The organism is Pseudonocardia sp. CA-107938 (assembly GCF_050936315.1).
In the GTDB taxonomy this organism is placed as follows: Bacteria; Actinomycetota; Actinomycetes; order Mycobacteriales; family Pseudonocardiaceae; genus Pseudonocardia.
Window position 1 is genome coordinate 328,282 of the sequence record NZ_JBNJNA010000002.1, and the last position, 24,072, is coordinate 352,353.

Sequence of the window (24,072 nt, forward strand, 5' to 3'; positions counted from 1 at the left end):
ACCTGTGTGAGGCGGCCGCAACCTGTGTGACGTTGCTTGACATGCCGCGCAACCGATCGGGATGCCGTACGCTGCTCCCATGTACGCGCGGCTCGCGGCCTACCACCTGGAGGCGGCCGCCGAGGCTTCGGCTACCGCCATCCGCGCGTGGAGCGGCTACCTCGCCACCGCGGACCCGCTCACCATGGCCACCGACGGCCTGCGCTGGTGGACGACCGTGCTCGACCGCCGCCCGCCCCGCTGGCACCTGCCGGCCGAGGTCCGCTTCCGCACGCCCATCGCCGCGCTCCGCGACGTGACCGCGCCGGCCGACCGTGCCGCCGCCACCGTCCCGACGCTCGTGCTGCCGCCGCAGGCGGGGCACTCGTCGTCGATCGTCGACTTCTCGCCGGAGCAGAGCCAGCTCGCGACCCTCCGTGGCGCCGGGCTCGTGCGCCTGGCCGCACTCGAGTGGCTGCCCGCCACCGCCGCCACCCGCGACGCCACCATCGACGACTACCTGGCCGTCGTCGGCCGCGCGGTGGACGATCTGGGCGGGCGGGTCAACCTCGTCGGCGACTGCCAGGGCGGCTGGCTCGCCGCGATCTACGCAGCTCTGCACCCCGAGAACGTCCACACGCTCACCCTCGCCGGCGCCCCGCTCGACTTCCACGCCGGCGACGCCGTCATCGCGCACTCGACGCGCCTCCTGCACGACCTCTACGGCATGGCGCCCTACCGGGCCCTCGTCGCCGCGGGCGGGGGCACGGTGCCGGGCGCGGCGCTCCTCGCGAACTTCGTCGGGATCGCGCCGGCCGCCGAGATCGGCCGCCAGCTGGAGCTCCTGCAGCACCTCGACGAGCCCGACCACGTTTCCCGCTACCGCGCGTTCGAGGACTGGTTCAAGCACACCCAGGACCTGCCCGGCGCTTTCTACCTGTGGCTCGTCGAGCACCTGTTCGTCCGCAACGAGCTGATCGCCGGCGAGCTGGTCGTGGGCGGCCGGCGCGTCGACCCTGCTGCGATCACCTGCCCGCTGCACCTGCTCGCCGGCGCGCGTGACCACATCACGCCGCCCTCCCAGGTGTTCGCGTTCGCCGACGCCGTCGGCACCCCCGCGGCCGACATCGTGCGGCGCACCACCGCGGGCGGCCACCTCGGCCTGTTCATGGGCCACGACGCCCTGCGCACGGACTGGCCGGCGCTCGGCGCGCAGATCCGCGCGCGCTCCTAAGCCGCCCGCTGGTCGCGCTCCGCGGCCTGCACTGCGCGCAGGGCCGAGCCCGCCCCGATCTCGACGGCCGCGGCCACGAGCTCGCGCTCGACCGTCAGCGAGCCGACGCCGCTCGAGCTCTCCGGGGCGATCGCGGCCAGGCGAGCCGTCCCACGCAGCGGGTGCTCCGGCTCGGTGACGAGCCGCAGCTCGGCGCCGTAGCGGCGGGAACCCTGCGAGAGCGTGCCGAGACCGGCGGCGACCCGGTCCAGCCCGCGGGCCCACAGCGGCATCCGCGGCCCCGGCTCGGGCCCGCGATCGGCCGCACCGCGGCACAGCATCACCAGCACGTGCGTGGCGCCGCCGCGGATCGCCCGCGCCGTGGCCAGCGGCTCGGCCACCGAGCCGTCCACCCAGCGGCGGCCGCCGAACTCGGCGGGCGGGCCGGCGAGCAGCGGGATCGTGGCGCTGGCCGCCAGCGCCTGCCGCCAGTCCGCCCGGCCGGTCATGCCGGTGAGGGTGTGCGCGGTGAGGTCGGCGGTGTCGGTGGCGACCAGGTGCAGCGCGGCCGGGGTGGTGCCGAGCGCGTCCCAGTCCAGCGGCCGGCGATCGCCCATGATGTCGTCGAGGAGGTAGTTCAGGGCCAGCACCGGGCGGCGCGAGCCGAGGCGGCGCATGTCGATGAACTCGCGCGTCGTCATGTCCTCGGCGTAGCTCTCCGCGGCGCCCGCCGCCCCGCCCGTCACGAACGCGGCGGCCAGGAGCGCACCCGACGACGAGCCGTACACCTCGTCGAACGCGCGGGTCAGCCCCTGCTCCTGCAGCGCCCGCAGCATCCCGGCCGCGTACGAGCCGCGCATGCCGCCACCGCCGATCACCAGCGCCACCCGGTGGGCGTCCGTGCGGGCGCCGGGCGCGCTGCCGGCCTCCCGGCGCGCCACCAGCACCTGCAGCACGTCGCGATCGCCTTGGACGAAGGGAAGACCCGCGGTGGTCACCCGCCCGAGCCTAGTTGCTGCTTCACCGACACCATCTGACAGGTTTGCCCCCTACGGTCGCGGCCATGGTCACCTGGAACGAGTTCACCGAGGCAGCGCCGCGCATCGCCACCATCTTCGCGCGCCGGCACGAGGCGACCGGCAACCTCTGCATGCTCGCCACGCTGCGCGCGGACGGCTCGCCGCGGATCAGCCCGCTCGAACCGCGCGTGTGGGAGGGCGAGCTGTGGATCGGCGGCATGCCGAACACGACGAAGTTCGCCGACCTCGCCCGCGACCCGCGCTTCTGCCTGCACACCGCCACCGTCGACACCCACGTCGGCGACGGCGACGCCAAGCTCTGGGGCACCGTGCACCACGTCGACGACGAGGAGCGGCAGCAGCGCTACGCGCAGTACCTGTTCGAGCAGACGGGGATGGACGTGCGCGGCCAGAAGTTCGACCAGTTCTTCGCCGCCGACATCACTTCCGCGTCGTCCGTCGAGGTGGTGGACGGGAAGTACCTCGAGATCACCATCTGGAAGCCGGGCGCGCCGGAGCGGGTCGTCCGCAAGGACTGACCGGCAGATCAGGAGCTGGTCACGAACTGCGCGGTGGGGTCCTTGCCGGTGCCGCAGCGGACGGTCCCGGCGACCGGTCGCCCGTCGGGCGGCCGGACCAGCGCGCACTCGCCCGTGCTCCCGTTGACGATCATCCGGCCGCCGAGGCGCCACTGCTGCGTGGCGTCGCCAGGGCGGCACGGCTGCACCGCCAGCGCTTGCGGGGCGACCGCGGTGAGGCACCCGCCGCCCGTCACGAGCTGCCCGGACGCGGTCTGCGTCCAGATCTGGTCCGGCCGGTTCCGCAGGCACGCGCCGGAGCCGAGCGTGGTCGCGGACGCGCTCAGGCACGTGCCCAGGCCGTCGATGACGCGGCCACGGATCCCCTGCGGGGCGGGCGGTGGTGCCGGTTGGGGTGCCGGCTTGGGCGCAGTTTTGGGTGCAGGCTTGGTTGGCGGCTGTTGCGCCGGCTTGGGTTTCGGAGCGGCCGGCGACGGCTTGGGAGCTGCTCGCGGCGCGGCGGTCGCGCGCGGCGCCTGGGGCCCGGCTGGTTTCGGCTGAGGAGCGACCGGAGCGGGTGCTGCCGTGGTCGGCGGGGGCGGCAGTGTGGGCTGGGTGGCGCTCGGCGGTGGCAGCGTCGGCGGTGGCAGCGTCGGCGAGGCGGGGGCGGCCCGCGCGGTCGTCGGTGCCGCCGTCGGTGCAGCGGTCGGTGCGCTGGTGGGGGCGGGTGGCGCGGCCAGCGGCTGGTCGGCCGAGCGCGGCTGCGTACCGATCACGATCGCCGAACCCGCGACCAGCACCGCGGCCGCGGCCAGCAGCGCCAGGAACGGCCCCCGCCGGCGCCGGACGGGTGGCGGCGGGGTGACGTCCTCGGCGATCGATCGGTCGGCCTGGACGACGAAGCGGCCGGTCCAGTCGGACGCGGTGTCGATCACCGTGACGGAGATGGGCTCGCCGATGCGCTCGGCGGTGGCGGCGACCTGCGCGAACCCGGCGTCGACCGCGGCCTGCCAGCCGCCGTCGACGTCGAGCGGGCGCCCGTCGAGCGTCACGGACGGCCGCCCGCCGCTGTCGACGCCGATCACGATCTGGCTGGTGCGCCGGTACTGGTCGTCGCCGCCCGCGGGCTCCGGCGACCAGGGCGGGGTCACCGGCGCCACCGGTTGCAACCGCCCCGGACCATGTGCACGGCCTCCCTCGACACCCGCCGGTCGGGTGATCGGGGCGAGCGTCGCACGTCAGGGGGTGTGCCCGTGGGCGTTCCGGAGAAGTCGCCGCAGATGCAGGTGCCCGGCACCGGGATCCGGTGCCGGGCAACCGCCGCGCCGCCGGCAGCTGCCCCCGATGCGCTGCCGACCTGGCTGCACCAGCGTAGGAGCGGGCGGCGCCGCGGGGAAACCGGAGCCCGCTACGCCGAACGTGGTAACGGACGTAACCGTCGAACGGGGATTCTCTTCACGGGAGGTGACGGATGCGGGCGTGTCGCCGCAGCTGCCGGACCGTCGCCCGGCGTACGGCCGCCGCGGCGGAGGGCAACTGGGGTGAACTGCGGCCGGGCGGCCGCTGCGAGGACCGCCGGATCAGGTGACGCGCGGGATCTCCGGGGCCGCGGTGTCCAGCGGCACTGCGGTGGCCCGCACCAGGTCGAGGTGCACCGACTGGCGTGGCAGCGCCGCATCGAGCGCCCAGTCGGTGGCGATGCGGAGCCGGTTGCCGGGCATCGCCAGCAGGTGGTACCCGCGCGTCACGACCTTCGCGGGCAGCCCGCCGAGGGGAACGCGGAGCGGGTTCGCCGCCGCGTCGAGGCCGCCGAGGTCGACGACGAACCCCAGGTCGTGGTGCTTGTAGTGGCGCAACCGGCCGCCGTTCAGCGACGCCGCCACGTTGCGTCCCGCGACGACGCCCTGCCGCTGCGCGTGCTGGGCGGTCATCGCGGTGATCTCGCCGGGCCGCGTCAGGTCGGGCACGGCGGCGGCGTCACCGGCCGCGAACACGTCCGGGTGCCCGGGCACGGCGAGGTCCGTGCCGACGACCAGGCGGCCCTTGTCGGTGGCCAGGCCGGTGCTCTCGATCAGCGGATCGGGCCGCACGCCGACGCACCAGATCAGGGAGCGGGTCGGTACGCGGCCGCCGCCGTCGGACAGCTCGACACCGTCGTAGGTCGCCTCCTGCACCGACTGGCCCATGCGCACCTCGACGCCGCGATCGCGCAGCACGGCCTCGGCGGTGCGGGCGAGCCGCTCGTCGAGGGTCGGCAGCACCCGCGGCGCCACGTCCAGCAGGATCCAGCGCATCCGCTGCTCGCGCAGCTGCGGCAGGCCCCTGGCCAGCGCCGCGGTGAACAACGGGCCCTGCGCCGCGACCTCGGTGCCGGTGTAGCCCGCGCCGACGACGACGAACGTGCAGCGCGCCTCCCGCTCCAGCGGATCGGTGGCGGTGGCGGCCAGCTCGACCTGCCGCGTGATGTGATCGCGGAGGTAGAGCGCCTCGGGCAAGCCGCGGAAGCCGTGCGCGTGCTCGTTGACGCCAGGGACGGGCAGGAGCTTGTTGACGCTGCCGGCGGCCAGCACCAGCCGGTCGTAGCGCAGCTCGCCCCGCCGGCCCTCGGGGTCGGTGTAGCCGACCGTCCGGGCGTCGACGTCGACCACGTCGACCTCGCCGAGCACCAGGTCGACGCCGCGCAGAGCGGCCGGCAGCGGCACCGCGATCCGTCGCGGGTCGAGGATGCCCGCCGACACCTCCGGCAGCAGCGGGAGGTACAGGAAGTAGTTGGTGGGGTTGACGATCGTGACCCGGCCCGTTCCGCCGAGTCGGCGCCGGACCGTGCGGGCCGCATGGAACCCGGCGAAGCCGGCACCGACGATCACGACGTGCGGGGACGGGGTGCTCACCCAGGCTTCCTACCGCGCCCGTCCACGGCCCGCATCCCCGAGGCGCGTCCGGGTGAGGCGATCAAGCCCACGTCCACCCGGTGGCGGTGGCGCCGCCGGCCGGTCGTTGCAGCGGGCGGTTGCGCAGCACGAGGAACGCGGTCCAGCTCGCGGCCGCCACGAGGCAGCCGAAGAACACCAGGCCGAGGCTGAACGCGAGCAGGCCGAGCACGGCCGAGGCCAGCCCGATGACGAGCGCGCCGACGGTCGCCGCGGCGAGCCACCGCCTGCGGCTGCGCGCCGCCCGATCCAGCGGCTGGTCGAGCCTGCGGCACAGCGCCGGGTCGTCCGCCTGCAGCTGCAGTTCGATCGCTTCGAGCGCGCGCCGTTCCTGCTCACTGAGCATCGTGTGCCTCCTGCCGCCGTCCCCCGTTCTGAGGTTGGGATGCCCGCTGCGGGTGCGTTCCAATCGCCGATCCGTCGCTCTGGAGGCCGTAGGAGCGGAGGAGGTCGGCCATCTCGTCCTCGAAGAGCTGCGCGGGTTCGTGGATGAGCGGCCTGAGGTGCCCGTAGACCTCGAGCGCGACGAGCCCGTGCATGCGCCCCCACAACCGCATCGCCAGCGCCACGGCCGCCGGCGGCAGGCCGGGGAACTGCTCCTGCACGTCGGCCGCGAGCGTGGCGTCGAAGCTCGACCAGTCGTACGTCGCGGACGAGTTCTGCTCCGCCTGCGGCCAGGCGCCGGCGACGAGGCCGGTGAGTCCGGCGCAGGCCCGGTGGGCGGCCTCCGACGCAGGCCCGCCTTCCGGCGGCTGGTACCCGGTGATCGCATCCCCGTAGATCAGCCGGAACCCGGCGGGGTTGGCCAGCGCCCATTCGCGGAACGACCTGGCCCAGGCCAGTATCCGGCCGGCCGCGTCCGTGCTGGGGAGCGCGTCTCGGGCCGCTTCGATCGTGTCGACGGCGGATTCGTAGACGTCGGTGATCAGCGTGGTGATCAGGTCGTCGCGGGTCGGGAAGTAGCTGTAGATCGCGCCCGCGGTCATGCCCATCTCGCGGGCGATCGCACGCAAGGAGATGGCGTCCGGCCCGCCGCTCGACATGAGGTCGAGCGCCACCTGCTTGATCTCCGCGACGGTGGCCGACCGCAGTCGGGCGCGCCGGCTGATCGTCTTCTCCGTCACGCTTGACACTCTACAGCGCTGTACTACTGTTCGCCGTGTTCTAACTGAACGCCGTGTAGTAACTGCATGCTGATGAGGGAATGTGATGGAAGGACTCCGGGACCGACCAGGTCTCCGCCTGACGCTGCTGGCATCGACCCAGCTCATCGTGGCTTTGGACTACAACATCGTGTACATCGCGCTGCCCGACATCGGCAGTGCGCTCGGGTTCACCGCGCAGTCCGTGCAGTGGGTCGTCAGCGCGTACGCGCTCGGACTCGGCGGCCTGCTGCTGTTCGGCGGCCGCGCCGTCGACCGGCTCGGTGCCCGCCGCATGTTCATGATCGGCCTCGCGCTCTACGCCGTCGCGTCGTTGGCGGGCGGGCTCGCCACCGACGCCGGCTGGCTGCTCGCCGCCCGCGCCGTGCAGGGCGTCGGCGGCGCGCTCGTGACACCCGCGACGCTCGCGTTGATCTTCGGCAGCTTCGCGGAGGGTCCCGCCCGCAACAAGGCGATGGGCGCGTGGGGCATGGCGGGCAGCGCCGGCCTCGCCGCCGGATCCCTCGCCGGGGGCTTGCTGACGAACTACCTGGGCTGGGAGTGGGTGTTCTTCGTCAACGTCCCGCTCGCGCTCGGTGCGGCCTGGTCGGCGACCCGCCTCCTGGCCGCCGACCCGCCGCTGCCGCGTGGGTGGACCGGGTTCGACGTGCCGGGCGCCCTGCTGGCCACTGCCGGATCGCTCTCGCTGGTGTTCGGTCTCGCCGGCGGTGCCGAGGCGGGCTGGGTCACTCCCAGCGCGCTGGCGCTCGGCGCGGTACTCCTCGCCGTGTTCGTCCTCGTCGAGTGGCGCAGCCGCAGCCCGCTGATGCCGCTGCGGCTGCTGACGGACCGCAACCTCGCCACGACCATGGCCGTCATCGCCGTCTTCCAGGCCACGCTCGGCGGCACCTACTACGTCCTGACCACCTACCTGCAACCCGTGCTCGGCTACACGTCGCTGGAGGCCGGGCTCGCCTTCCTCCCGCTGACGCTCGTCTGCATGGCCGCAGCGCTCCGTGCCGCGCCCGTCCTGCTCGGCCGATGGGGACACCGCGCCACGCTGAGCCTCTCCATGATCGGCGCCGGCGCCGGGATCGCCGTGCTGGTGGGCGGGATGTCCGTCGGCGGGTCGTTCTCGGCGCTGCTGCCCGGCAGCGTCGTCTGGGGCTTCTGCGGTGGCGTCGCGTTCGTCTCCGTCTTCGTCGCGGCGGGATCCGGCATCGCGCCGGGCGAGCAGGGGATCGCCTCCGGCATCGCGACGACCGCGAAGGAGATCGGTGGCGCGATGGGACTGGCGGTGCTGGTCGGCATCGCCGCCGGCGGCTCCGGCACGACACCCCAGCTCGACACCCTGCGGACGGCCGGATGGGTCGCCGCCGCCGCGACCGCGCTCGGCGGTCTCGTCGCCCTCCTGATCGCCCGACCTGCCCGAAACCTCGACCTCGCGCCCGCCACATCCACGGAAGGACCGACATCGTGACCACCACGAGCACCGACCTCGTCCAGCAGTACCTCGACATCTGGAACGAGCGCGACCGCGCGGCGCGCGACACCGCCATCGTCGCCGTGATGACCGAGGACTCGACCTACAGCGATCCCGACTACGCGGCCGTCCACGGCCACGCAGCGCTCAGCGACGTCATCGGCACCGCTCACGAGAAGTTCGGCGACCTCGTCTTCACGCTCGGGGAGACGCTCGGCAGCCACCACGACACCACGTTGATCACCTGGCGGCTCGGAGCGCCCGGATCGGCGGAGGCCGTCGCGACCGGCTACGACGTCATCGACTTCGCGGGCGACCGCATCCGGCGCGTCGTCGGGTACTTCTGACGGCCGGTCACCCGTGTGCCGGGCGGGCGCGGACGTGCATCCGCTCACCCTGCGGGCCGAAGATCGACAGGATCTCGGCCGGCCCGTCGACGGCGGCGAACCAGTGCGGCACGTGCGTGTCGAACTCGGCCACCTCGCCGGCGCGGAGCACGACGTCGTGCTCGCCGAGGACCAGCCGGATCCGCCCGGACAGCACGTAGAACCACTCGTAGCCCTCGTGGGTGCGCGGCTCGGGCTCGGCATCCGAGGCGGCCGGGTAGATCATCTTGAAGGCCTGCAGCCCGCCCGGGCGACGGGTCAGCGGCAGGAACGTGACACCCCCGCGGACGATCTGCCGCGGGCGCACCCGCGGGTCGCCCGTCGGCTGCTCGCCGATCAGCTCCTCGATGGGCACCTGGTGGGCGCGGGCGATCGGCAGCAGCAGCTCGAGCGTCGGCTTGCGCTGCCCGGACTCGAGCCGGGACAGCGTGCTGATCGAGATGCCCGTGGCGTCGGAGAGCTCGGCCAGGGTCGCCCCGCGCTCCTGGCGCAGCGCCCGCATGCGCGGGCCGACCGCGGCCAGCACGTCGTCGGTCATGGCAACAGTTTGCCAGAACGGCAACCGGATTTGTCGAACTGTGGAACGAGGGCGCAGAGTCGGGGCATGCACGAACTCGCGGAGATGTTCGAGGAACCGTACTGGGAGGCGCGCTACCGCTCCCGGACGTCGGTCTGGAGCGGCCGACCCAACGCCCACCTCGTCGCCGAGGTGGCCGGGCTCGCACCCGGCACCGCCATCGACGTCGGCGCCGGCGAGGGCGCCGACGCCGTCTGGCTCGCCCGCGCCGGCTGGCAGGTGACGGCGCTGGAGTTCTCCCGCACCGCGCTCGACCGCGGCGCCGCGCAGGGCGTGCCCGGCATCGAGTGGGTGCAGGGCGACGCACGCACCTTCACCCCGCCACCGCCGGGATACGACCTGGTCACGTCGTCGTTCGTGCACCTGCCGGCCGGGCAGTTCGAGCAGTACTTCGCCCGGCTCGTGGCGATGGTCGCGCCCGGCGGCACGCTGCTCGTCGGCGCGCACCACCCCGACGACCTCGCCAACGGCGTCCCCCGCCCACCCCACCCGGACCTGTTCCGGACGGCCGAGCAGCTGGCCGCCCTCCTCCCGGCCGGATGGGTGGTCGACACCGCGGCCGCACCGACGGGGGAGCAGCGGCACCCGGAGACGGGAGAGCCGATGACCATCACCTTCGCCGTGTTGCGGGCGCGGCGGCCGGAGTGAGAGGTGCGGTGCGGTGGCCGGGCCGGGGCGCCGCTGCGTCGGCCGGGCGTGGCGGTGATCAAGGGCAAAAGGTTGCTGAACAAGATCGACTGACGACCATTTGCCCTTGATCGGCGCGGGCGGGCTGCGGTCGGGTTCAGCCACCGCGCCGCGAGGCTGGGCGCGGCGGCGCGTTTGTCGATCATGGGCAGAACGTCGTCAGTCGATCTTCGAGAGCAACGTTTTGCCCATGATCACCGCGCCCCGCTCGGCCGCGCCGCGCCCTGCCCTGCCCGGCCGAACCGACGTGGCCCGCGCCAGTGCCCGGCCTTAGAGGTGCCCCCCGGCCTCCGCCCGCAACGCCGCCCGCCCCGACTCCAGCCGCGCCACCGGAACCCGGAACGGCGAGCAGGAGACGTAGTCCAGGCCCGCGTCGTGGAAGAAGTGCACGGAGTCGGGGTCGCCGCCGTGCTCCCCGCACACGCCGAGCTTGATCGCCGGACGGGTCTCGCGGCCCGTCTCGACGGCCGTGCGGATGAGGGCGCCGACGCCGTCCCGGTCGAGCGACTCGAACGGCGACACGGTGAACACGCCCTTCTCCAGGTACGCCGCGAAGATCGACGCCTCGACGTCGTCGCGGGAGAAACCCCAGGTCGTCTGGGTGAGGTCGTTGGTGCCGAAGGAGAAGAACTCCGCGGCCTCGGCGATCCGGCGGGCGGTGAGGGCCGCGCGCGGCAGCTCGATCATGGTGCCGATCGGGATGCCCAGCGACACGCCGGCGGCCTCCTCGATGCCGGCGATGATCCCGTCGATCTCGTCGCGGATGAGGTGCAGCTCCATCACCGAGCCGACGAGCGGCACCATGATCTCGACGTGCGGGTCGCCGCCCTCGTCCTGCCGGGCCGCGGCCGCTTCGGCGATCGCCCGCACCTGCATCGTGTACAGCCCGGGTACGAGCAGGCCCAGCCGCACCCCGCGCAGCCCGAGCATCGGGTTCGACTCGTGCAGTCGCTCCACGGCGGCCAGCAGCCGCTCGTCGCCCTCCTCGCCGTCGCCGCGGGCGATCTTGACGGCGAGCTCGGTGCGGTCGGGCAGGAACTCGTGCAGCGGCGGGTCGAGCAGCCGGATGGTGACGGGCAGCCCGTCCATCTTCTCCAGCAGCCCGATGAAGTCGGCGCGCTGCAGCGGCAGCAGCTCGGCGAGGGCGGCCTCCCGCTCCTCCGTGCCCTCGGCGAGGATCAGCCGCTCGATCAGGACGCGCCGGTCGCCCAGGAACATGTGCTCGGTGCGGCACAGCCCGATGCCCTCGGCGCCCATGCTGCGGGCGCGGGCGGCGTCCTCGGCGGTGTCGGCGTTGGCGCGCACGCGCAGCCGCCGGGTGCGGTCGGCGTGCCGCAGCACCCGGTCCACGGCGCGCACGAGCTCGGCGGTCTCCGCGTCGCTGTCGGCCAGCGCCGCCTCGAGACCGCTCTCCAGGTACTGGACGACCGGCGAGGCGACCACGGGCAGCTGCCCGGCGAACACCTCGCCCGTCGACCCGTCGATGGAGACGACGTCGCCCTCGGCGAAGGTGCGCCCGTCGACGGTGACGGTGCGCGCGGCGCCGTCGACGTCGAGTTCCTCGGCCCCGCACACGCACGTGCGGCCCATCCCGCGGGCGACGACGGCCGCGTGGCTCGTCTTGCCGCCGCGGCTGGTGAGGACGCCGACGGCGGCGACCATGCCGGGCAGGTCGTCCGGGGTCGTCTCGCGCCGGCAGAGGATCACGTTCTCCCCGCGGGCGGCCCACTCGACCGCCGTGGACGAGGAGAACACGAGCTTCCCGGACGCGGCGCCGGGCGAGGCGGCCATGCCCTTGGTGAGCAGCTCGCGGTCGGCGCCGGCGTCGAACTGCGGGAACAGCAGCTGGCCGAGCTGCGCGCCGGTGACGCGCGACAGCGCTTCGTCAGCGGTGATCACCCGCTCGTCCATGAGCTGGGTGGCGATGCGGAACGCCGCGGCGGCCGTCCGCTTGCCGACGCGGGTCTGCAGCATCCACAGCTTGCCGCGCTCGACGGTGAACTCGATGTCGCACAGGTCGCGGTAGTGGGTCTCGAGCCGGCGCATGATCTGCGTCAGCTGGGTGTGCGACGCGGGGTCGAGCCGGGCGAAGTCCTCCAGCGAGAGGGTGTTGCGGATGCCGGCCACGACGTCCTCACCCTGCGCGTTCACGAGGTAGTCGCCGTACGCGCCCTGCTGACCGGTGGCGGGGTCGCGGGTGAAGCAGACCCCCGTGCCGGACGTGTCGCCGAGGTTGCCGAACACCATCGCGCACACGTTGACGGCCGTGCCGAGATCCTCCGGGATCCGCTCGCGGCGGCGGTAGAGCCGCGCCCGCTCGGTGTTCCACGACTGGAAGACCGCCCGCATCGCCAGGTCGAGCTGCTCGCGCGGGTCCTGCGGGAACTCGCGGCCGCTGTGGTCGGCCACGATCTGCTTGAACGTCTCGACGAGCTCGCGCAGCTCGTCGACCGGGAGCTCGACGTCGGTCGCCGCCCCGGCCCGGCGCTTCGCGGCCTCCAGCTGCTCCTCGAACGCCTCGCCGGGGATGTCCAGCACCGTCTTGCCGAACATCTGGATCAGCCGGCGGTAGGAGTCCCACGCGAACCGCTCGTCACCGGACGCTTCGACGAGGCCCTTCACGGAGTAGTCGTTGAGGCCGACGTTGAGGACGGTCTCCATCATCCCGGGCATCGAGAACTTCGCGCCCGAGCGCACGGACACGAGCAGCGGGTCCTGCACGTCGCCGAGCCGACGGCCCAGTTGGTCCTCCAGCCTGCGCAGCGCCATCGTGATCTGGACGCGCAGCGACTGCGGTTCCTCGCCCTGCGCGAGGTAGTAGCGGCAGGCCTCGGTGGTGATCGTGAACCCGGGCGGCACCGGCAGGCCGAGCTTGGTCATCTCGGCGAGGTTCGCCCCCTTGCCGCCGAGCAGATCGACCTGTTCCCGGCTGCCGTCGGCGAAGTCGTACACCAGTTGTGCGGGGCGGGGAGTGGCCAACGGGACCTCCGGGTTCGTGACCTGCAGAAAGCGCTAGACGGTAGGGGCATCTTCGCCGCGGCGGAGCGGCCGTCGGGTTCCGTATCGATCCCGAAATCGTGGGAGTACCGCGAACATCACGCCTGCGGTGATCGAAGTGCCCGGTTCGAGTGGTGTTCGACGATGGTCATTGCGCGTTCACACATCGTGTGCATCATGGTCGAATGCTGTTCACCGGAGGCGCCGCTCACCAGGGCTTCGTCGCAGGACGTTACCGAAACGGTGCGTTCAGTGACCGGTGGACGGACGTGCTGCGCTGCGCCGAGCTCACCTTCACCGCGTACGCCCCCGCCTGCTCGTGCGGGTGGCTGGGCCGGACGTTCCCGGCCACCGAGATCGGGCACCTCGACAGCCGGCGCGCGCTCGTGCACGAGCACCTCGTTCCGGTGCCCCGGCGCCGGCGGCGGTCACTCGGCGGTGCGGTCCTCGCGTGAGCGGTCGCGCAGCCGGCTACCCGCGGACCGTGCCCAGCACCACCACGTCCGGCTCACCGCGCGCCACCGGCACCTCGAGCACCCGGACGTCGTCGAGCCGCTCGCGCAGCTGCGCGGCGAGCGCGTCGACGCGGGTCGCGCTCCACACCGCGAGCACCCCGCCCGGCGCCAGCACGCGCAGGGCCGCGGCGATCCCAGGCGGTGCGTAGAGCCGGGCGTTCTCCGGGACGACGACCCAGTCGGGGCCGTTGTCGACGTCGAGGCACACCGCGTCGTACTCCGCCGCCGCGGCACCGGCGAGCACGTCGGCGACATCGGCGACGTGCACCTGCACCCGCGGGTCGGTGAGCGCGTCGCCGTGCCGGGCGGCGAGCGGGCCGCGGTTCCAGCGCACCACCGCCGGCTCCACCTCGACGACGTGCACCTCGCGCACGCGCGGCTCGGCGAGCGCCGCGGCCAGCGAGAACCCGACGCCGAGGCCGCCGAGCAGCATCCGCCCGCGCGCCGGAATGCGTTCGGTGGCGGCCGTGACGAGCAGCCGTTCGGAACGACCGTCGGAGGTGTCCATGAGGAACACGCCGTTGGCGACGATCTCGTGGTCGGTGCCGCGGCTGCGCAGCACCAGCTCCCCGTTCACGCCCTGCACCCGCTCGATCTCCATCAGAGCTGGTCCGCGAGGTCGGCGAGGTCGCGGGCGTGCAGGTCGAAGCGATCCGAGGCAGTCGGCGGGTCGCCGACCGGGCGCTCGACGTAGGCGGTGCGCAACCCGACGGCCGCGGCGCCGCGCAGGTCCCACGCGTGCGCGGCGACCATGAGCAGCTGCTCCGGCGCGCACCCCGCCACGTCGACGGCGAGGCGGTAGACGGCGGCGTCCGGCTTGTAGGTGGCGGCGCCCTGGGCGGACAGCGCCTGGTGCCAGCGCAGGCCCGCGTGCGCGTTGAGCCGCAGCAGTGCGCGCGGGCTCGCGTTGGACAGCCCGATCAGCGGGAACCGCTCCGCGAGCCGGGCGAGCCCGGCCTGGGTGTCCGGCCACGGCGGGAGGCGATGGCTCGCGGTGGCGAGCGCAGCGGCGTCGGTGATGCCCGCCCGCTCCGCGACGAGCGCGGCGGCTTCGGCGTCGAGCACGTCGCTCGGGGCGAAGGCCCGTCGGCCGGCGACGATCTTCTCCTGCTCGGCGGCGACGTGGTCCTGCCACAGGCGGACCAGCCCGTCGACATCACCGTCGGCGCTGCGATCCGTCGCCGCGGCGATCGCCGCCCGGAGCCCGGCCGGCTCGTCGACGAGGGTGCCGAGCACGTCGAAAACGATCGCAACGGGGGCGGGCACGGCTCCACGGTAGCGAGGGCACGGCAGCGCCCGGCCAGGGCACGGGCGGGCGCTGCCGCTACGCGGCACGGGAGGGAAGTGCCGCGCACCTGCTCACTCCGCGTTGATACGCGTAGCGTTACGTGTGCGGCAGGTGTCTTGCCCAATTGTCCGTACGCGCACGATGTGCGACCACTCTCACTCGGTGCCGAGCCACTCCAATGCCGCAGCGGCCGTCCACGACTGGCGTCTGCTGCCCAGCGGCGCACCCGTGAACGGCTCGTAGTACTCGGCGAACTCCAGGTCGGACAGCTGGTCCAGCGAGGCGCCGCGCAGCTCCTTCGCGAGCACCTGGTCGCCGTCGCGGGTGGCCGCCCAGCCGAGCAGCAGCGTCAGGAACGGCCACACCGGCCCTCTCCAGTACGTGCACGGCCGGAAGGCCGGGCTCGCCGGTGACGTGGACGGCGGCAGCGGGTACGCGAGCCCGGGGTGCCCCATCCAGCGGCGCCCGCGGATGATCCGGCTCTGCCGCGCCAGCAGGTCGGCGAAACCGCCGCTCACCAGCGGCGCGAAGCCGGCGATCGTCTCCGGCGCGATCCACTGGCCGGTTAGCACGTCCTGGTCGCGGGCCAGCCCGCTGATCGGGTCGATCGTCGACGTGACGCCGGCGCGGAACCGCCGCGCCATCGCCCGCAGCTCGACGGACTCCGGCCGGCCCAGCTCCTCGCCGATCCCGGCCAGCACGTCGCTGGCGGCGGCGAGGATCGCGGAGAAGAACACGTCGCGGACGCGGAACGCGGCGATCGGCAGGATCGCGTCGTCGTCGTAGCCGACGGAGCGCTTCTGCTCCACCAACCACAGGTAGCGCTGGTACTCGGCGTCGCTGGGCCGTTCGGCCAGGTCGGCGACGTGCGCGGTGTCGCGCCGCTCGAACGGCGGCACCGGCCCGGGCACAACCCGGGAGTACGGGCCGTCCCAACGCGGCGAGTTGTCGAACCCGGACTCCCAGCCGTGGTGGATCTCCACGAGGCCGACGCCCTCCGGGTCGCGGGCGGTCGCGAGCCAGCGGTGCCAGGCCAGCCAGCGGTCGAACGTCTCCGCGACGAAGCGCTCGGCGACGACCTGGTCGTGCCCGCCGTTCTCCCGGCCGCGGTCCAGCACGTGCCGCACCGCGATCGCGTGCACGGGCGGCTGGGTGATCCCGCTGGTCGCGACGCCGTCCGGCATGGCGGCCGCCCGGCCCCAGCGCTCGGGCCCGGGGAAGTAGTCGCCGCCGTCGGCGAAGCGGATGTGCGGGATCATCCCGGTGCTCCACTGGGCGCCGAGCAGCGTCTCCAGCTCGGTCACCGCGCGGGGCACGTCGAAGCGGGCGAGCCCGATCGCCACGAACGCGGCGTCCCAGCTCCACTGGTGCGGGTACAGGTCGGGGGCGGCGGCGGTCATCGCGCCGAGGTCGTTGGTGCGCAGGACGTCGATGGCGGCGTCGCGGATGCTGTTGTTCGAGGTGTTCACGGTGAGAGTGCCAGCTGCGTTTCTGCGTCGTAGTAGCGGAGCGCGTCCGGCGCCAGGTCGAGCCGGACGGTGTCGCCGGGCCGGGCCCGGAACGTGGGTGGCGCCGAGACCTTCAGGACCTCTGTCCCGACGCGGGTGGTGAGCAGCACGGCTGCCCCGGTGGGCTCGACGACCTCGACGTGCGCCTCGATCCCGTCGTCCGAGAGGCCGATGTGCTCGGCCCGGATCCCGACGAGCAGGTCACCGGCGGGCAGGTGCGCGGGCGCGGGCCGGGAGTGCCCGGCCACGGCCAGCTGCCCGTCGGCGACGGTGGCGGGCAGGAAGTTCATGGGCGGCGAGCCGAGGAAGCCGCCGACGAACCGGTCGGCGGGTCTGTCGTAGACGTCGAGCGGGTCGCCGAGCTGCACGATCCGCCCGCTGCGCATCACCGCCACCCGGTCACCGAGCGAGAGCGCCTCGCCCTGGTCGTGCGTGACGTAGACGGTGGTGGTGCCGAGGTCCTGCACGATCTTCTTGAGGTCGGCGCGGAACGACAGCCGCAGCAGCGCGTCGAGGTTGGACAGCGGCTCGTCCATGAGCAGCACGTCGGCGTCCATGACGATCGCGCGCGCGACGGCGACGCGCTGGCGCTGCCCGCCCGAGAGCTTCGCGGGGTAGCGGTCCAGGTACGGCGTGAGCTGCAGGAGGTCGGCGGCCCATTCGACCTTCTCCGCGACCGCCTTCGCCGGGACCTTGCGCATGGCCAGCCCGAACCCGATGTTGGTGCGCACCGTGCGGTGCGGGAACACTGCGTAGGACTGGAACACCATCGACAGGTTGCGCTGGTGCGGCGGCTGGTAGGTGACGTCGCGGCCGCCGATGGTGATCTTCCCGGCGTCCGGCAGCTCCAGCCCGGCGAGCATCCGCAGCAGTGTCGTCTTGCCGCAGCCGGACGGGCCGAGCAGCACCACGAACTCGCCGTCGGCGACGTCGAGCGAGACGTCGTCGGTCGCCCGCTCGGTGCCGCCGGGGTACGTCTTGACCAGGCCCTCGATGCTGATCTCAGCCATGCGTGCTCACCTGATCGTCGTCCCCCACATGTTGGTCAGCCAGCGGCGCATGACCGCGATGAACAGCAGCGCAGGCACCACCAGCGCGAACCCGCCGGCGAAGCGGTACGCCAGCGGCGACTCGCCCAGCGACGTCAGCACCTGGGCGGGCAGCGTGCGCCGGTTGAGCGTGAGGATCGAGGCGCCCAGCACCTCGTTCCAGCTCAACACGAATGTGAAGATCGACGCGGCCGCGATGCCGGGCAGCGCCATCGGCGCGACGACCTGCCGGAACGCCTGCGCGGGCGTGCAGCCGAAGACCCGCGCGGCCTCCTCCACGTCCACGGGCACGGAGACGAACACGCTCGCCGTGATCAGGATCGTGGTGGGCAGCGCGAGCGCGGCGTGCAGCAGGATCACCGCGTACGTCGTGTCGTAGATGCCGGACACCAGGAACAGCTGGGCCAGCGGCACCGACAGCACCACGATCGGCAGTGCCCGGGTGAACAGCAGGAACAGCTGGTAGGAGTCCTTGCCGCGGAACGCGTAGCGGGCCAGCGCGTACGCCGCCGGCACCCCCACCGCCGTGGAGAGCACAAGCGCGCCGAAGCCGACGATCAGCGAGTTGCCCAGCGACGCGACGATGCCGGTGGAGGCGAGGAACCGGCCGATCGTCTCGGTGGAGACGTCCGTGGGCAGCAGAGACAGCGGGAACCGGTCGAGCGCGGCGCGCGTGGAGAACGCGGCGAGCGCGACCAGGTAGAGCGGCACGGCCACGAACGCCGTCACGGCGACGCAGGCGACCTGGATCAGGACGCGGTTGCGGCGGTGGCGCCGGAGGGGAGTGCGGTCGATGTCGGTCATGACTGCGCTCGCAGGGTGCGCAGGTAGACGACCGACGTCAGCATCGAGACGAGCAGCACGACGACGGCGAGCGCGGCGGCCACGTTCGGGTTCTGCAGGACCGTGTACCAGCGGTAGGTCTCGCCGACGAGCAGCGGGAAGTTCTGACCGGTCAGCGCCTGCGCGACGGCGAAGGTCTGGAACGCGAGGATCGTGCGCAGGATCAGCGCCACCTGCAGGCTCGGCCGCAGCAGCGGCAGCACCACGTGCCGCAGCCGCTGCCAGGGGCTCGCGCCGAACACCGCGGCCGCCTCCTCGTAGTCCTTGGGGATGCCCTGCAACCCGGCCACGACGATCACGAGCACCAGCGCGGTGGCCCGCCACAGCTCCGCGACCAGCACGGCCACGAACAGCGAGACCGGGTTGTCGAACGCCAGCCACGGCACGGGGGAGAGGCCGAGCCCGGCGAGCACGGAGTTGAGGTAGCCGCGGTCGGTGAGCACCGCGAGCCACACCAGCCCGGCTGCCAGGTCGGAGACGGCGAGCGGGATCGCCCACACGTAGAAGTAGAGGCCGCCGAAGCGCGGGTTGGCGCGCAGCAGCAGCGCCATCCCGACGGCCAGCGCGAACTGCAGCGGGATGAGCACCACGATCAGCAGCAGCGTGTTGCGCACCGCGGGCCAGAAGTACGGGTCGGCGACCATCCGGCCGAGCCCGTCACCGGTGAACGCCGTGCCGATGCCCACGATCAGCGGCCAGCCGAACAGCAGCGCCATGAACAGCACCGACGGCCCGACGAGCCACACGACGGGAGCGATCCGGGACCGGTTCATCACCCCACCTCGCAGACCGCGCCGGGCGGGTCGGGCGCCCAGCACGGCACCTTCAGTCCGTCGAGGATGCGGGAGAGGACGCCGGCCTGCGCGTCGACGACCTGACGGGCCGGGCGCGCGTCGAGGCAGATCTGGGTGAAGCAGTCCTTGAACACCTGCGAGACCTCGCCGTCCTTCGCGCCGACGCCGACGGGCGGCAGCGCGAGCACCGCGCCGTCGGCGTCCCGCTGCGCGCGCACGGCCTTCGCCTCCAGCGCGATGCCGCCGGGCAGGTCGGTGGGCAGCTCGATCGAGGTGACGGGGAAGAACGCGTTGCTGCGCAGGGTCTCGACCTGCATGGGCGCGCTCGCCATGCCGCGGATGGCCTGCTCGGCCTTGTCGCGTTCGGGACCGCCGTGCGGGAGGGCGACGCCGGCGACGATCAGCATGTAGCCCAGGCCCTTCGGCCCACGCGGGGCCGGCACCATCAGCCAGTCGTCGGGCCGTTCCTTGGTGGCGCCGACGAGCCGCGCCACGTGGTCCCACCCGACCAGCACCTCGCCGCGGGCCAGCGGCTCCTGCATGAACGCGTAGTTCGTCGAGGCGGGCGCGGTGACCGCCCACAGGTCGCGCAGGTACTCCCACGCCGTGACGGCGTCGGCGGACGCGAACGTGGTGATCTGCCCGCCGGTGAAGCTGGGCAGCAGGAAGCCCTGGTGGAAGCGGTGGTGCAGGCCCTTCGGTCCCGCCGGCAGTCCGAAGATCGGGGCACCGTGCGCAGCCTTGCCGGCCTGCATCCAGCGCAGGAAGCCCGCGTAGTCGAGGTTCTGCACGTCCACGCCGGGCGGCAGCCACTCCAGCGCGCGCTTGTTCACCGCCAGCACGTAGGTGGCCTGCATCCACGGCACGTACTTGGCCGCGGCGCCGCCGATCCGGGCCAGCTGCAGCACCTCGGGGGCGTAACCGGCGCCGGAGAGGTCGGCGAGCAGCCCGTCGACGTCGTCGAGGCGGTCGGCGATCGGAGCCAGGTCGCCGTGCAGCCCGCCGACCATGCCGACCTGCACCTGACCGGACCGGGTCTGGCTGTCGATGGTGGTGCGGAAGACGCCGGCGTCGACGGGGTTGTAGGCCACCGGCACCGGGAGCCGGCGCAGCACCTGCTCGTAGCGCTGCCGCTCCTCGACGGGCGCGAACTGCGTCGAGAGGAAGCCGACGGTGCCCGGGGACGCGGCGCCGCTGGTGTCGAAGCCCGCGCAGGCAGCCACGAGCGGCGTGGCCAGGAGACCGCTGAGGAACGCGCGCCGTGACGGCCGTGTTACGCGCATGTTGCCTCCCTTCTGTGCACTATGTAGACAAAAGGCGGTTACCGTCAAGCCATGAGTGCGACGAGTCACGGCGGTCTGCTCGCGCTGGTGCGCGAGCACGGCGGCCTGTCGCGCCAACAGATGTTGGACGTGACGGGCATGTCCCGGGGCACCCTCGTCGCGCGGCTGGACGCGCTGGCCCGGCTCGGTTACATCTACGAGGCCGAGGCGCTCGCGCCGACGGGAGGGCGGCCGGCGCGGCGGGTGCGGTTCGACGACCGCGGACGCGTCGTGCTCGCCGTCGACCTCGGGCAGACCCACGCGCGCGTCGCCGTCACCGACCTGGCCGGGCGCGAGCTGCGCGGCAGCGCCAGTGACGTGCAGATCGCCGACCCGGGGGTGCTCGCGGCGGCGCTCGACTCGGGTGCGGCGCTGCTCGCCGGCGGTCGCGGGGAACGGCTCGTCGGCGTGGGCATCGGGGTGCCGGCGGCGGTCGACCCGGCGTCGGGCACCGTCGTGCACCCGACGACCATCCCGGGCTGGGCGCCCGGCGCAGTCCGCGATGCGGTGCGGGAGCGCTGGACGGTGCCGCTGGTCGTCGAGAACGATGCGCGGGCCGGCGCAGTGGGGGAGAGCCGCGGACCGGACGAGACGTTGGTGCACGTCAAGCTGTCGATGGGCATCGGGTGCGGCATCGTCGTCGGGGGAGAGGTGCTGCGCGGTGCCGCCGGGTTGGCCGGCGACATCGGGCACGTGCGGGTCGGCCCGGCCACCGGGCCGCTGTGCCGGTGCGGGCGGCGCGGCTGCCTCGCCGCCTACGCGTCCGGGCGGGCGCTGCTGGAGCGGCTCGGCGGCTCGCTGGGGGACCTGGTGGCGGCGCAGTTCGATCCGACCGTCGCCGCGGCGCTGACGGAGGCGGCCGACGTGCTCGGCACGGCGCTGGCCACCACCGTCACGACGGTCAACCCGCACCGGCTGGTGCTCGGCGGCACCCTCGGCCCGCTGCCGCTCGTGGTGGAACGGGTTCGGCGCCAGATCCACGAGACCGTCACCGAACGGGCGTGGCCGGTGGTCGAGGCCGGGACGTCCGGGGCCACGGTGACCGGGCTGGCCCGGCTCGTCGTCGCCGCGGCCTACGCGCCGGAGGCGGTGGACGCCGCGGTGGCGGCCGCCCCCCGCCCACCCTGACGCGTCGAGAACGACGTTACGGTTATTTGAAACGATTCATATTCACCGCAACGTCGTTCTCGACGCGTCGGCGCTACGCGAACAACCTCCCGTACCCGCGCACCAGGCCGGGATCTGCGCCTGCGGCCCCCAGCATCGCCCACAGGAGCACCTGGTTGGCGGTGAGCACCGGGCGTCCGAGCAGCCCCTCCAGCACCTCGATGACCCCGACGGCGCGGAACCCGTTGCCCCCGATCGTCACGGCGTCGACCGTGTCGGGTACGTTCGCGAGCACCCAGTCCTGCAGCTCCTGCGGGGTGATCAGGCCCTGCCCGCTCGGCAGCCCGCACGGCGCGGAGAGCTGCACGTCGAACCCGGCCTCCTGGTAGTAGGCGCGGCCGAGGTCGCAGAGCTCGGCGTCGAACCACGGCGGGCTCAGTACGGCCAGCCGGGTGGCGTCGAACTCGCGCAGGGCGGTCACGGCCGCGGCGCACGGGGTGACGACCGGCAGCCCACCGGCCACGTCACGCAGCCGGGCGATCATCTTCTCCTCGCCGCCGGCGCCGATGACGTACGCGGAGCTGGTGAACCCGAACCCGATCGCCTGCACCGGCGCCGCGGCCAGCAGCTTTGTCGCGTCGTCGACGCCGGGTGGCTCGGCGAACGCCCGCACGGGTGCCAGCGGGATCGTCGGGTCCATCGCCCCGCCGGCCGTCATCGCGCCGAACGGGACCCGCGCGGTGTGGATCCCGACGTCCGCCGGCGCCATCGCCCGCAGCTCCGACTCCGGGCCCACGTCGGCGTGCGGGACCAGCACACCGAGCCGCCACCGCGCGTCCCACCCGTCCGCTCGCCACATCGCGCCGCCTCCTGCCGATCGGGGGCGACGATTCTCCGCCCGTCGGCCTCGGCGGTCTAGCGCTGCGCCGACCAGGCCTGCCACAGCTGCGCGTACCGCCCACCGGCGGCGACGAGCTCGGCGTGCGTGCCCTGCTCGACGACGCGGCCCCCGTCCAGCACGACGACGGTGTCGGCGGCTGCGGCCTGCGTCAGCCGGTGCGCGACGAGCAGCGCGGTCCGTCCTGCGGTGGCGGTGCGGGCCGCGGCCTCCAGCACGCGCGCCCCGGCGCTGCCGGCCTCCGCGGTGGCCTCGTCCAGGATCGCGACGGGCGGGTCCGCGAGCACGAGCCGGGCCAGCGCAAGCTGCTGCGACTGCACGACGGTGAGTGTGTGCCCGCCCGCGCCGACGACGGTGGCGAGCCCGTCGGGGAGAGCCACTGCCCAGTCCAGCGCGTCGACGGCGGCGAGGGCGGCGCGCAGCTCGTCGTCGGTGGCGTCGGGGCGGGCGAGGCGCAGGTCGTCGGCGAGGGTGCCGGCGAAGACGTGCACCTCCTGCGTGATCAGCGCGACGGTGCGGCGCATGCCGTCCGGGCCGATGTCGACGATCGCCGCCCCGCCGATGCCGACGCTGCCCTCGCTGGGCCGGTGCACGCCCGCGACCAGCTTGGCCAGCGTGGACTTGCCGGCGCCGCTCGTGCCGACGAGCGCCACCGTGGACCCTGCCGGCAGGTCGAGGTCGACGTCGTCGAGGACGGGGTGCCCTTCGACGTAGGCGTGGCCGAGGCCCTTGACCTGCACCCGCCCGTCGGCCGGCTGGGCGGGCTCGGCGGGCTGCTGCTCGGCCGGCAGGTCGGTGACGCCGACGATGCGCCCGAGGCTCGCGGTGGCCGACTGCGCGGTGTCGAGCAGGAACAGCACCACGTTGATCGGGCCGAACAGGTTGATGAAGTAGAGCGCCGCGGCGCTGGCCGTGCCGATGGTCGTCAGGTCGGCGCGGACCAGCAGGAACCCGACCGTCAGGACGGCGGCGACGCCGATCCACTCGGCGGTGTTGAGCCGGCCGAAGAACCGCGTCTGCATGCCCATCACGCGCAGCCCGAGCCGGACGACGTCCTCGGAGCGGGCGTGGACGCGCTCGCGGTGGGCGGCCGCGAGCCCGAACGCGCGCACGGTCGCCGCGGCGCCGATGGTGTCGAGGAGCTGCTGCTGCTGGGTACCGGCGACGCGGCGCTGCTCGGCGTACAGGGCCGTGGAGTGCTTGAGGTACCAGCGCGCGGTGGCCGCCTGCACCGGCACGGCGCACAGCGCGGCCAGCAGGAACCGCCAGTCCAGCACGGCGAGACCGACGAGCGTCAGCACGATGAGCAGCGCCGAGCGCGCGAAGTCGGGCACGGCCTCCCGCACGGCCTCCGCGATGCGGGAGACGTCGGACGTGACGCGCGAGGTCAGGTCGCCGGAGCCGGCCTCCTCGATCTGCTCCAGCGGCAGCGTGAGCGCGCGGGCCACGAACCGTTCGCGCAGCTCCGCCAGCATGCCCTCACCGACGCGCGCCACCAGCGTGACCCCGAGGACGGCGAGCAGGCCCTGCGCGACGGCCACGACGGCGAGCGCCAGCACCGGGCCCGTCACGGCGTCGGCGGGCTGGCGGGAGGCCACGAGGTCGACGATCCGCCCGAGGAGGGGCGCGGTGACCAGGCTGACCGCGGCGCCGGCGACCAGCGCGGCGACGGCGGCGAGGGCCTGCCACCGGAACGGGCGGAGCAGCTCGCGCAGGGCGGCGCGGATGCGCGCGCCGTCGGCGACGGGCAGGAGGGCCCACTCGCCGCTCATCGCCCGCCCCCCGCACCGCGAGTTGCCCCGCTCGGGATGCCGAGT

23 protein-coding genes are annotated in these 24,072 nt (G+C 73.7%); 7 read left to right on the forward strand and 16 right to left on the reverse strand.

Annotation, left to right across the window (positions count from 1 at the left end):
- Window positions 1-79: 79 nt before the first annotated feature.
- A complete protein-coding gene (locus tag ACQEVB_RS34485; RefSeq protein ID WP_432981779.1) occupies window positions 80-1,213 on the forward strand; it encodes an alpha/beta fold hydrolase in 1,134 nt (377 codons plus the stop codon).
- Here ACQEVB_RS34485 and ACQEVB_RS34490 read toward each other — a convergent pair.
- Complete coding sequence (locus ACQEVB_RS34490; protein WP_432981782.1) at window positions 1,210-2,190, reverse strand: patatin-like phospholipase family protein; 981 nt, start codon at window positions 2,188-2,190, stop codon at window positions 1,210-1,212. The two genes, ACQEVB_RS34485 and ACQEVB_RS34490, sit on opposite strands and share 4 nt — an antisense overlap.
- A 65-nt stretch (window positions 2,191-2,255) precedes the next feature.
- Here ACQEVB_RS34490 and ACQEVB_RS34495 point away from each other — a divergent pair, with 65 nt between their 5' ends.
- Window positions 2,256-2,750, forward strand: coding sequence for a pyridoxamine 5'-phosphate oxidase family protein (locus ACQEVB_RS34495; RefSeq protein WP_432981785.1), 495 nt, complete (start codon window positions 2,256-2,258; stop codon window positions 2,748-2,750).
- Window positions 2,751-2,758: 8 nt separating this feature from the next.
- Here ACQEVB_RS34495 and ACQEVB_RS34500 read toward each other — a convergent pair whose 3' ends face one another.
- The 4 genes from ACQEVB_RS34500 to ACQEVB_RS34515 form a co-directional block, all read right to left on the reverse strand.
- Entirely contained in the window at window positions 2,759-3,880 is a 1,122-nt protein-coding gene (locus ACQEVB_RS34500; protein WP_432981788.1) for a ricin-type beta-trefoil lectin domain protein, read from the reverse strand.
- A gap of 429 nt (window positions 3,881-4,309) precedes the next feature.
- Window positions 4,310-5,620 carry an NAD(P)/FAD-dependent oxidoreductase gene (locus ACQEVB_RS34505; RefSeq protein WP_432981791.1) on the reverse strand — a complete coding sequence of 437 codons (1,311 nt, stop codon included), beginning with the start codon at window positions 5,618-5,620 and terminating at the stop codon, window positions 4,310-4,312.
- Window positions 5,621-5,681: 61 nt separating this feature from the next.
- A complete protein-coding gene (locus ACQEVB_RS34510; protein ID WP_432981794.1) occupies window positions 5,682-6,005 on the reverse strand; it encodes a DUF3040 domain-containing protein in 324 nt (107 codons plus the stop codon).
- A complete protein-coding gene (locus ACQEVB_RS34515) occupies window positions 5,995-6,783 on the reverse strand; it encodes a TetR/AcrR family transcriptional regulator (RefSeq protein ID WP_432981797.1) in 789 nt (262 codons plus the stop codon). Before ACQEVB_RS34515 ends, ACQEVB_RS34510 begins: the two co-directional genes overlap by 11 nt.
- A gap of 85 nt (window positions 6,784-6,868) precedes the next feature.
- Between ACQEVB_RS34515 and ACQEVB_RS34520 the strand changes: the two genes are divergently transcribed.
- On the forward strand, window positions 6,869-8,281 hold the full coding sequence (locus ACQEVB_RS34520; RefSeq protein WP_432981800.1) for an MFS transporter: 1,413 nt from the start codon (window positions 6,869-6,871) through the stop codon (window positions 8,279-8,281).
- Window positions 8,278-8,631 (forward strand): nuclear transport factor 2 family protein, encoded by a 354-nt coding sequence (locus ACQEVB_RS34525; RefSeq protein ID WP_432981803.1) that lies wholly within the window; start codon window positions 8,278-8,280, stop codon window positions 8,629-8,631. Before ACQEVB_RS34520 ends, ACQEVB_RS34525 begins: the two co-directional genes overlap by 4 nt.
- Before the next feature lie 7 nt (window positions 8,632-8,638).
- Here ACQEVB_RS34525 and ACQEVB_RS34530 read toward each other — a convergent pair whose 3' ends face one another.
- Window positions 8,639-9,208: a helix-turn-helix domain-containing protein gene (locus ACQEVB_RS34530; protein WP_432981805.1), complete on the reverse strand. Its 570-nt coding sequence runs from the start codon at window positions 9,206-9,208 to the stop codon at window positions 8,639-8,641.
- 66 nt (window positions 9,209-9,274) lie between these two features.
- Between ACQEVB_RS34530 and ACQEVB_RS34535 the strand changes: the two genes are divergently transcribed.
- A complete protein-coding gene (locus tag ACQEVB_RS34535) occupies window positions 9,275-9,895 on the forward strand; it encodes a class I SAM-dependent methyltransferase (RefSeq protein WP_432981808.1) in 621 nt (206 codons plus the stop codon).
- 309 nt (window positions 9,896-10,204) lie between these two features.
- On the opposite strand, the gene ppdK is transcribed toward ACQEVB_RS34535, so the two are convergent.
- Entirely contained in the window at window positions 10,205-12,913 is a 2,709-nt protein-coding gene (gene ppdK, locus ACQEVB_RS34540; RefSeq protein WP_432981811.1) for a pyruvate, phosphate dikinase, read from the reverse strand.
- Window positions 12,914-13,116: 203 nt separating this feature from the next.
- Here ppdK and ACQEVB_RS34545 point away from each other — a divergent pair, with 203 nt between their 5' ends.
- On the forward strand, window positions 13,117-13,386 hold the full coding sequence (locus tag ACQEVB_RS34545; protein ID WP_432981813.1) for a hypothetical protein: 270 nt from the start codon (window positions 13,117-13,119) through the stop codon (window positions 13,384-13,386).
- A gap of 16 nt (window positions 13,387-13,402) precedes the next feature.
- Here the strand turns inward: ACQEVB_RS34545 and ACQEVB_RS34550 are convergent, their stop codons facing one another.
- The 7 genes from ACQEVB_RS34550 to ACQEVB_RS34580 form a co-directional block, all read right to left on the reverse strand.
- The gene (locus ACQEVB_RS34550; RefSeq protein WP_432981816.1) at window positions 13,403-14,047 is read right to left on the reverse strand and encodes a spermidine synthase; all 645 of its coding nucleotides are present in this window, start codon (window positions 14,045-14,047) and stop codon (window positions 13,403-13,405) included.
- Complete coding sequence (locus ACQEVB_RS34555) at window positions 14,047-14,712, reverse strand: haloacid dehalogenase type II (protein WP_432981819.1); 666 nt, start codon at window positions 14,710-14,712, stop codon at window positions 14,047-14,049. Before ACQEVB_RS34555 ends, ACQEVB_RS34550 begins: the two co-directional genes overlap by 1 nt.
- A gap of 177 nt (window positions 14,713-14,889) precedes the next feature.
- The gene (gene ggh / locus ACQEVB_RS34560; RefSeq protein ID WP_432981822.1) at window positions 14,890-16,203 is read right to left on the reverse strand and encodes a glucosylglycerate hydrolase; all 1,314 of its coding nucleotides are present in this window, start codon (window positions 16,201-16,203) and stop codon (window positions 14,890-14,892) included.
- The gene (locus ACQEVB_RS34565) at window positions 16,200-17,252 is read right to left on the reverse strand and encodes an ABC transporter ATP-binding protein (RefSeq protein ID WP_432981825.1); all 1,053 of its coding nucleotides are present in this window, start codon (window positions 17,250-17,252) and stop codon (window positions 16,200-16,202) included. The genes ggh and ACQEVB_RS34565 overlap by 4 nt, the downstream gene beginning before the upstream one ends.
- Before the next feature lie 6 nt (window positions 17,253-17,258).
- A complete protein-coding gene (locus ACQEVB_RS34570) occupies window positions 17,259-18,095 on the reverse strand; it encodes a carbohydrate ABC transporter permease (RefSeq protein ID WP_432981828.1) in 837 nt (278 codons plus the stop codon).
- Window positions 18,092-18,907, reverse strand: coding sequence for a carbohydrate ABC transporter permease (locus ACQEVB_RS34575; protein ID WP_432981831.1), 816 nt, complete (start codon window positions 18,905-18,907; stop codon window positions 18,092-18,094). The genes ACQEVB_RS34570 and ACQEVB_RS34575 overlap by 4 nt, the downstream gene beginning before the upstream one ends.
- Window positions 18,907-20,211, reverse strand: coding sequence for an extracellular solute-binding protein (locus ACQEVB_RS34580; protein WP_432981834.1), 1,305 nt, complete (start codon window positions 20,209-20,211; stop codon window positions 18,907-18,909). Before ACQEVB_RS34580 ends, ACQEVB_RS34575 begins: the two co-directional genes overlap by 1 nt.
- A gap of 51 nt (window positions 20,212-20,262) precedes the next feature.
- Between ACQEVB_RS34580 and ACQEVB_RS34585 the strand changes: the two genes are divergently transcribed.
- Window positions 20,263-21,378 (forward strand): ROK family transcriptional regulator, encoded by a 1,116-nt coding sequence (locus ACQEVB_RS34585; protein ID WP_432981837.1) that lies wholly within the window; start codon window positions 20,263-20,265, stop codon window positions 21,376-21,378.
- A gap of 73 nt (window positions 21,379-21,451) precedes the next feature.
- Here the strand turns inward: ACQEVB_RS34585 and ACQEVB_RS34590 are convergent, their stop codons facing one another.
- On the reverse strand, window positions 21,452-22,216 hold the full coding sequence (locus ACQEVB_RS34590) for a maleate cis-trans isomerase family protein (protein ID WP_432981840.1): 765 nt from the start codon (window positions 22,214-22,216) through the stop codon (window positions 21,452-21,454).
- A gap of 56 nt (window positions 22,217-22,272) precedes the next feature.
- Window positions 22,273-24,027, reverse strand: coding sequence for an ABC transporter ATP-binding protein (locus tag ACQEVB_RS34595; RefSeq protein ID WP_432981843.1), 1,755 nt, complete (start codon window positions 24,025-24,027; stop codon window positions 22,273-22,275).
- Window positions 24,028-24,072: the final 45 nt, after the last annotated feature.

Excerpts from the sequence above, each read along its gene's own strand:
- ACQEVB_RS34485 (WP_432981779.1), top strand. The coding sequence starts at position 80 with ATGTACGCGCGGCTCGCGGCCTACCACCTGGAGGCGGCCGCCGAGGCT.
- ACQEVB_RS34495 (WP_432981785.1), top strand. The coding sequence starts at position 2,256 with ATGGTCACCTGGAACGAGTTCACCGAGGCAGCGCCGCGCATCGCCACC.
- ACQEVB_RS34510 (WP_432981794.1), bottom strand. The coding sequence starts at position 6,005 with ATGCTCAGTGAGCAGGAACGGCGCGCGCTCGAAGCGATCGAACTGCAG.
- ACQEVB_RS34520 (WP_432981800.1), top strand. The coding sequence starts at position 6,869 with ATGGAAGGACTCCGGGACCGACCAGGTCTCCGCCTGACGCTGCTGGCA.
- ACQEVB_RS34530 (WP_432981805.1), bottom strand. The coding sequence starts at position 9,208 with ATGACCGACGACGTGCTGGCCGCGGTCGGCCCGCGCATGCGGGCGCTG.
- ACQEVB_RS34535 (WP_432981808.1), top strand. The coding sequence starts at position 9,275 with ATGCACGAACTCGCGGAGATGTTCGAGGAACCGTACTGGGAGGCGCGC.
- ACQEVB_RS34545 (WP_432981813.1), top strand. The coding sequence starts at position 13,117 with ATGCTGTTCACCGGAGGCGCCGCTCACCAGGGCTTCGTCGCAGGACGT.
- ACQEVB_RS34550 (WP_432981816.1), bottom strand. The coding sequence starts at position 14,047 with ATGGAGATCGAGCGGGTGCAGGGCGTGAACGGGGAGCTGGTGCTGCGC.
- ACQEVB_RS34565 (WP_432981825.1), bottom strand. The coding sequence starts at position 17,252 with ATGGCTGAGATCAGCATCGAGGGCCTGGTCAAGACGTACCCCGGCGGC.
- ACQEVB_RS34570 (WP_432981828.1), bottom strand. The coding sequence starts at position 18,095 with ATGACCGACATCGACCGCACTCCCCTCCGGCGCCACCGCCGCAACCGC.
- ACQEVB_RS34575 (WP_432981831.1), bottom strand. The coding sequence starts at position 18,907 with ATGAACCGGTCCCGGATCGCTCCCGTCGTGTGGCTCGTCGGGCCGTCG.
- ACQEVB_RS34580 (WP_432981834.1), bottom strand. The coding sequence starts at position 20,211 with ATGCGCGTAACACGGCCGTCACGGCGCGCGTTCCTCAGCGGTCTCCTG.
- ACQEVB_RS34585 (WP_432981837.1), top strand. The coding sequence starts at position 20,263 with ATGAGTGCGACGAGTCACGGCGGTCTGCTCGCGCTGGTGCGCGAGCAC.
- ACQEVB_RS34590 (WP_432981840.1), bottom strand. The coding sequence starts at position 22,216 with ATGTGGCGAGCGGACGGGTGGGACGCGCGGTGGCGGCTCGGTGTGCTG.
- ACQEVB_RS34595 (WP_432981843.1), bottom strand. The coding sequence starts at position 24,027 with ATGAGCGGCGAGTGGGCCCTCCTGCCCGTCGCCGACGGCGCGCGCATC.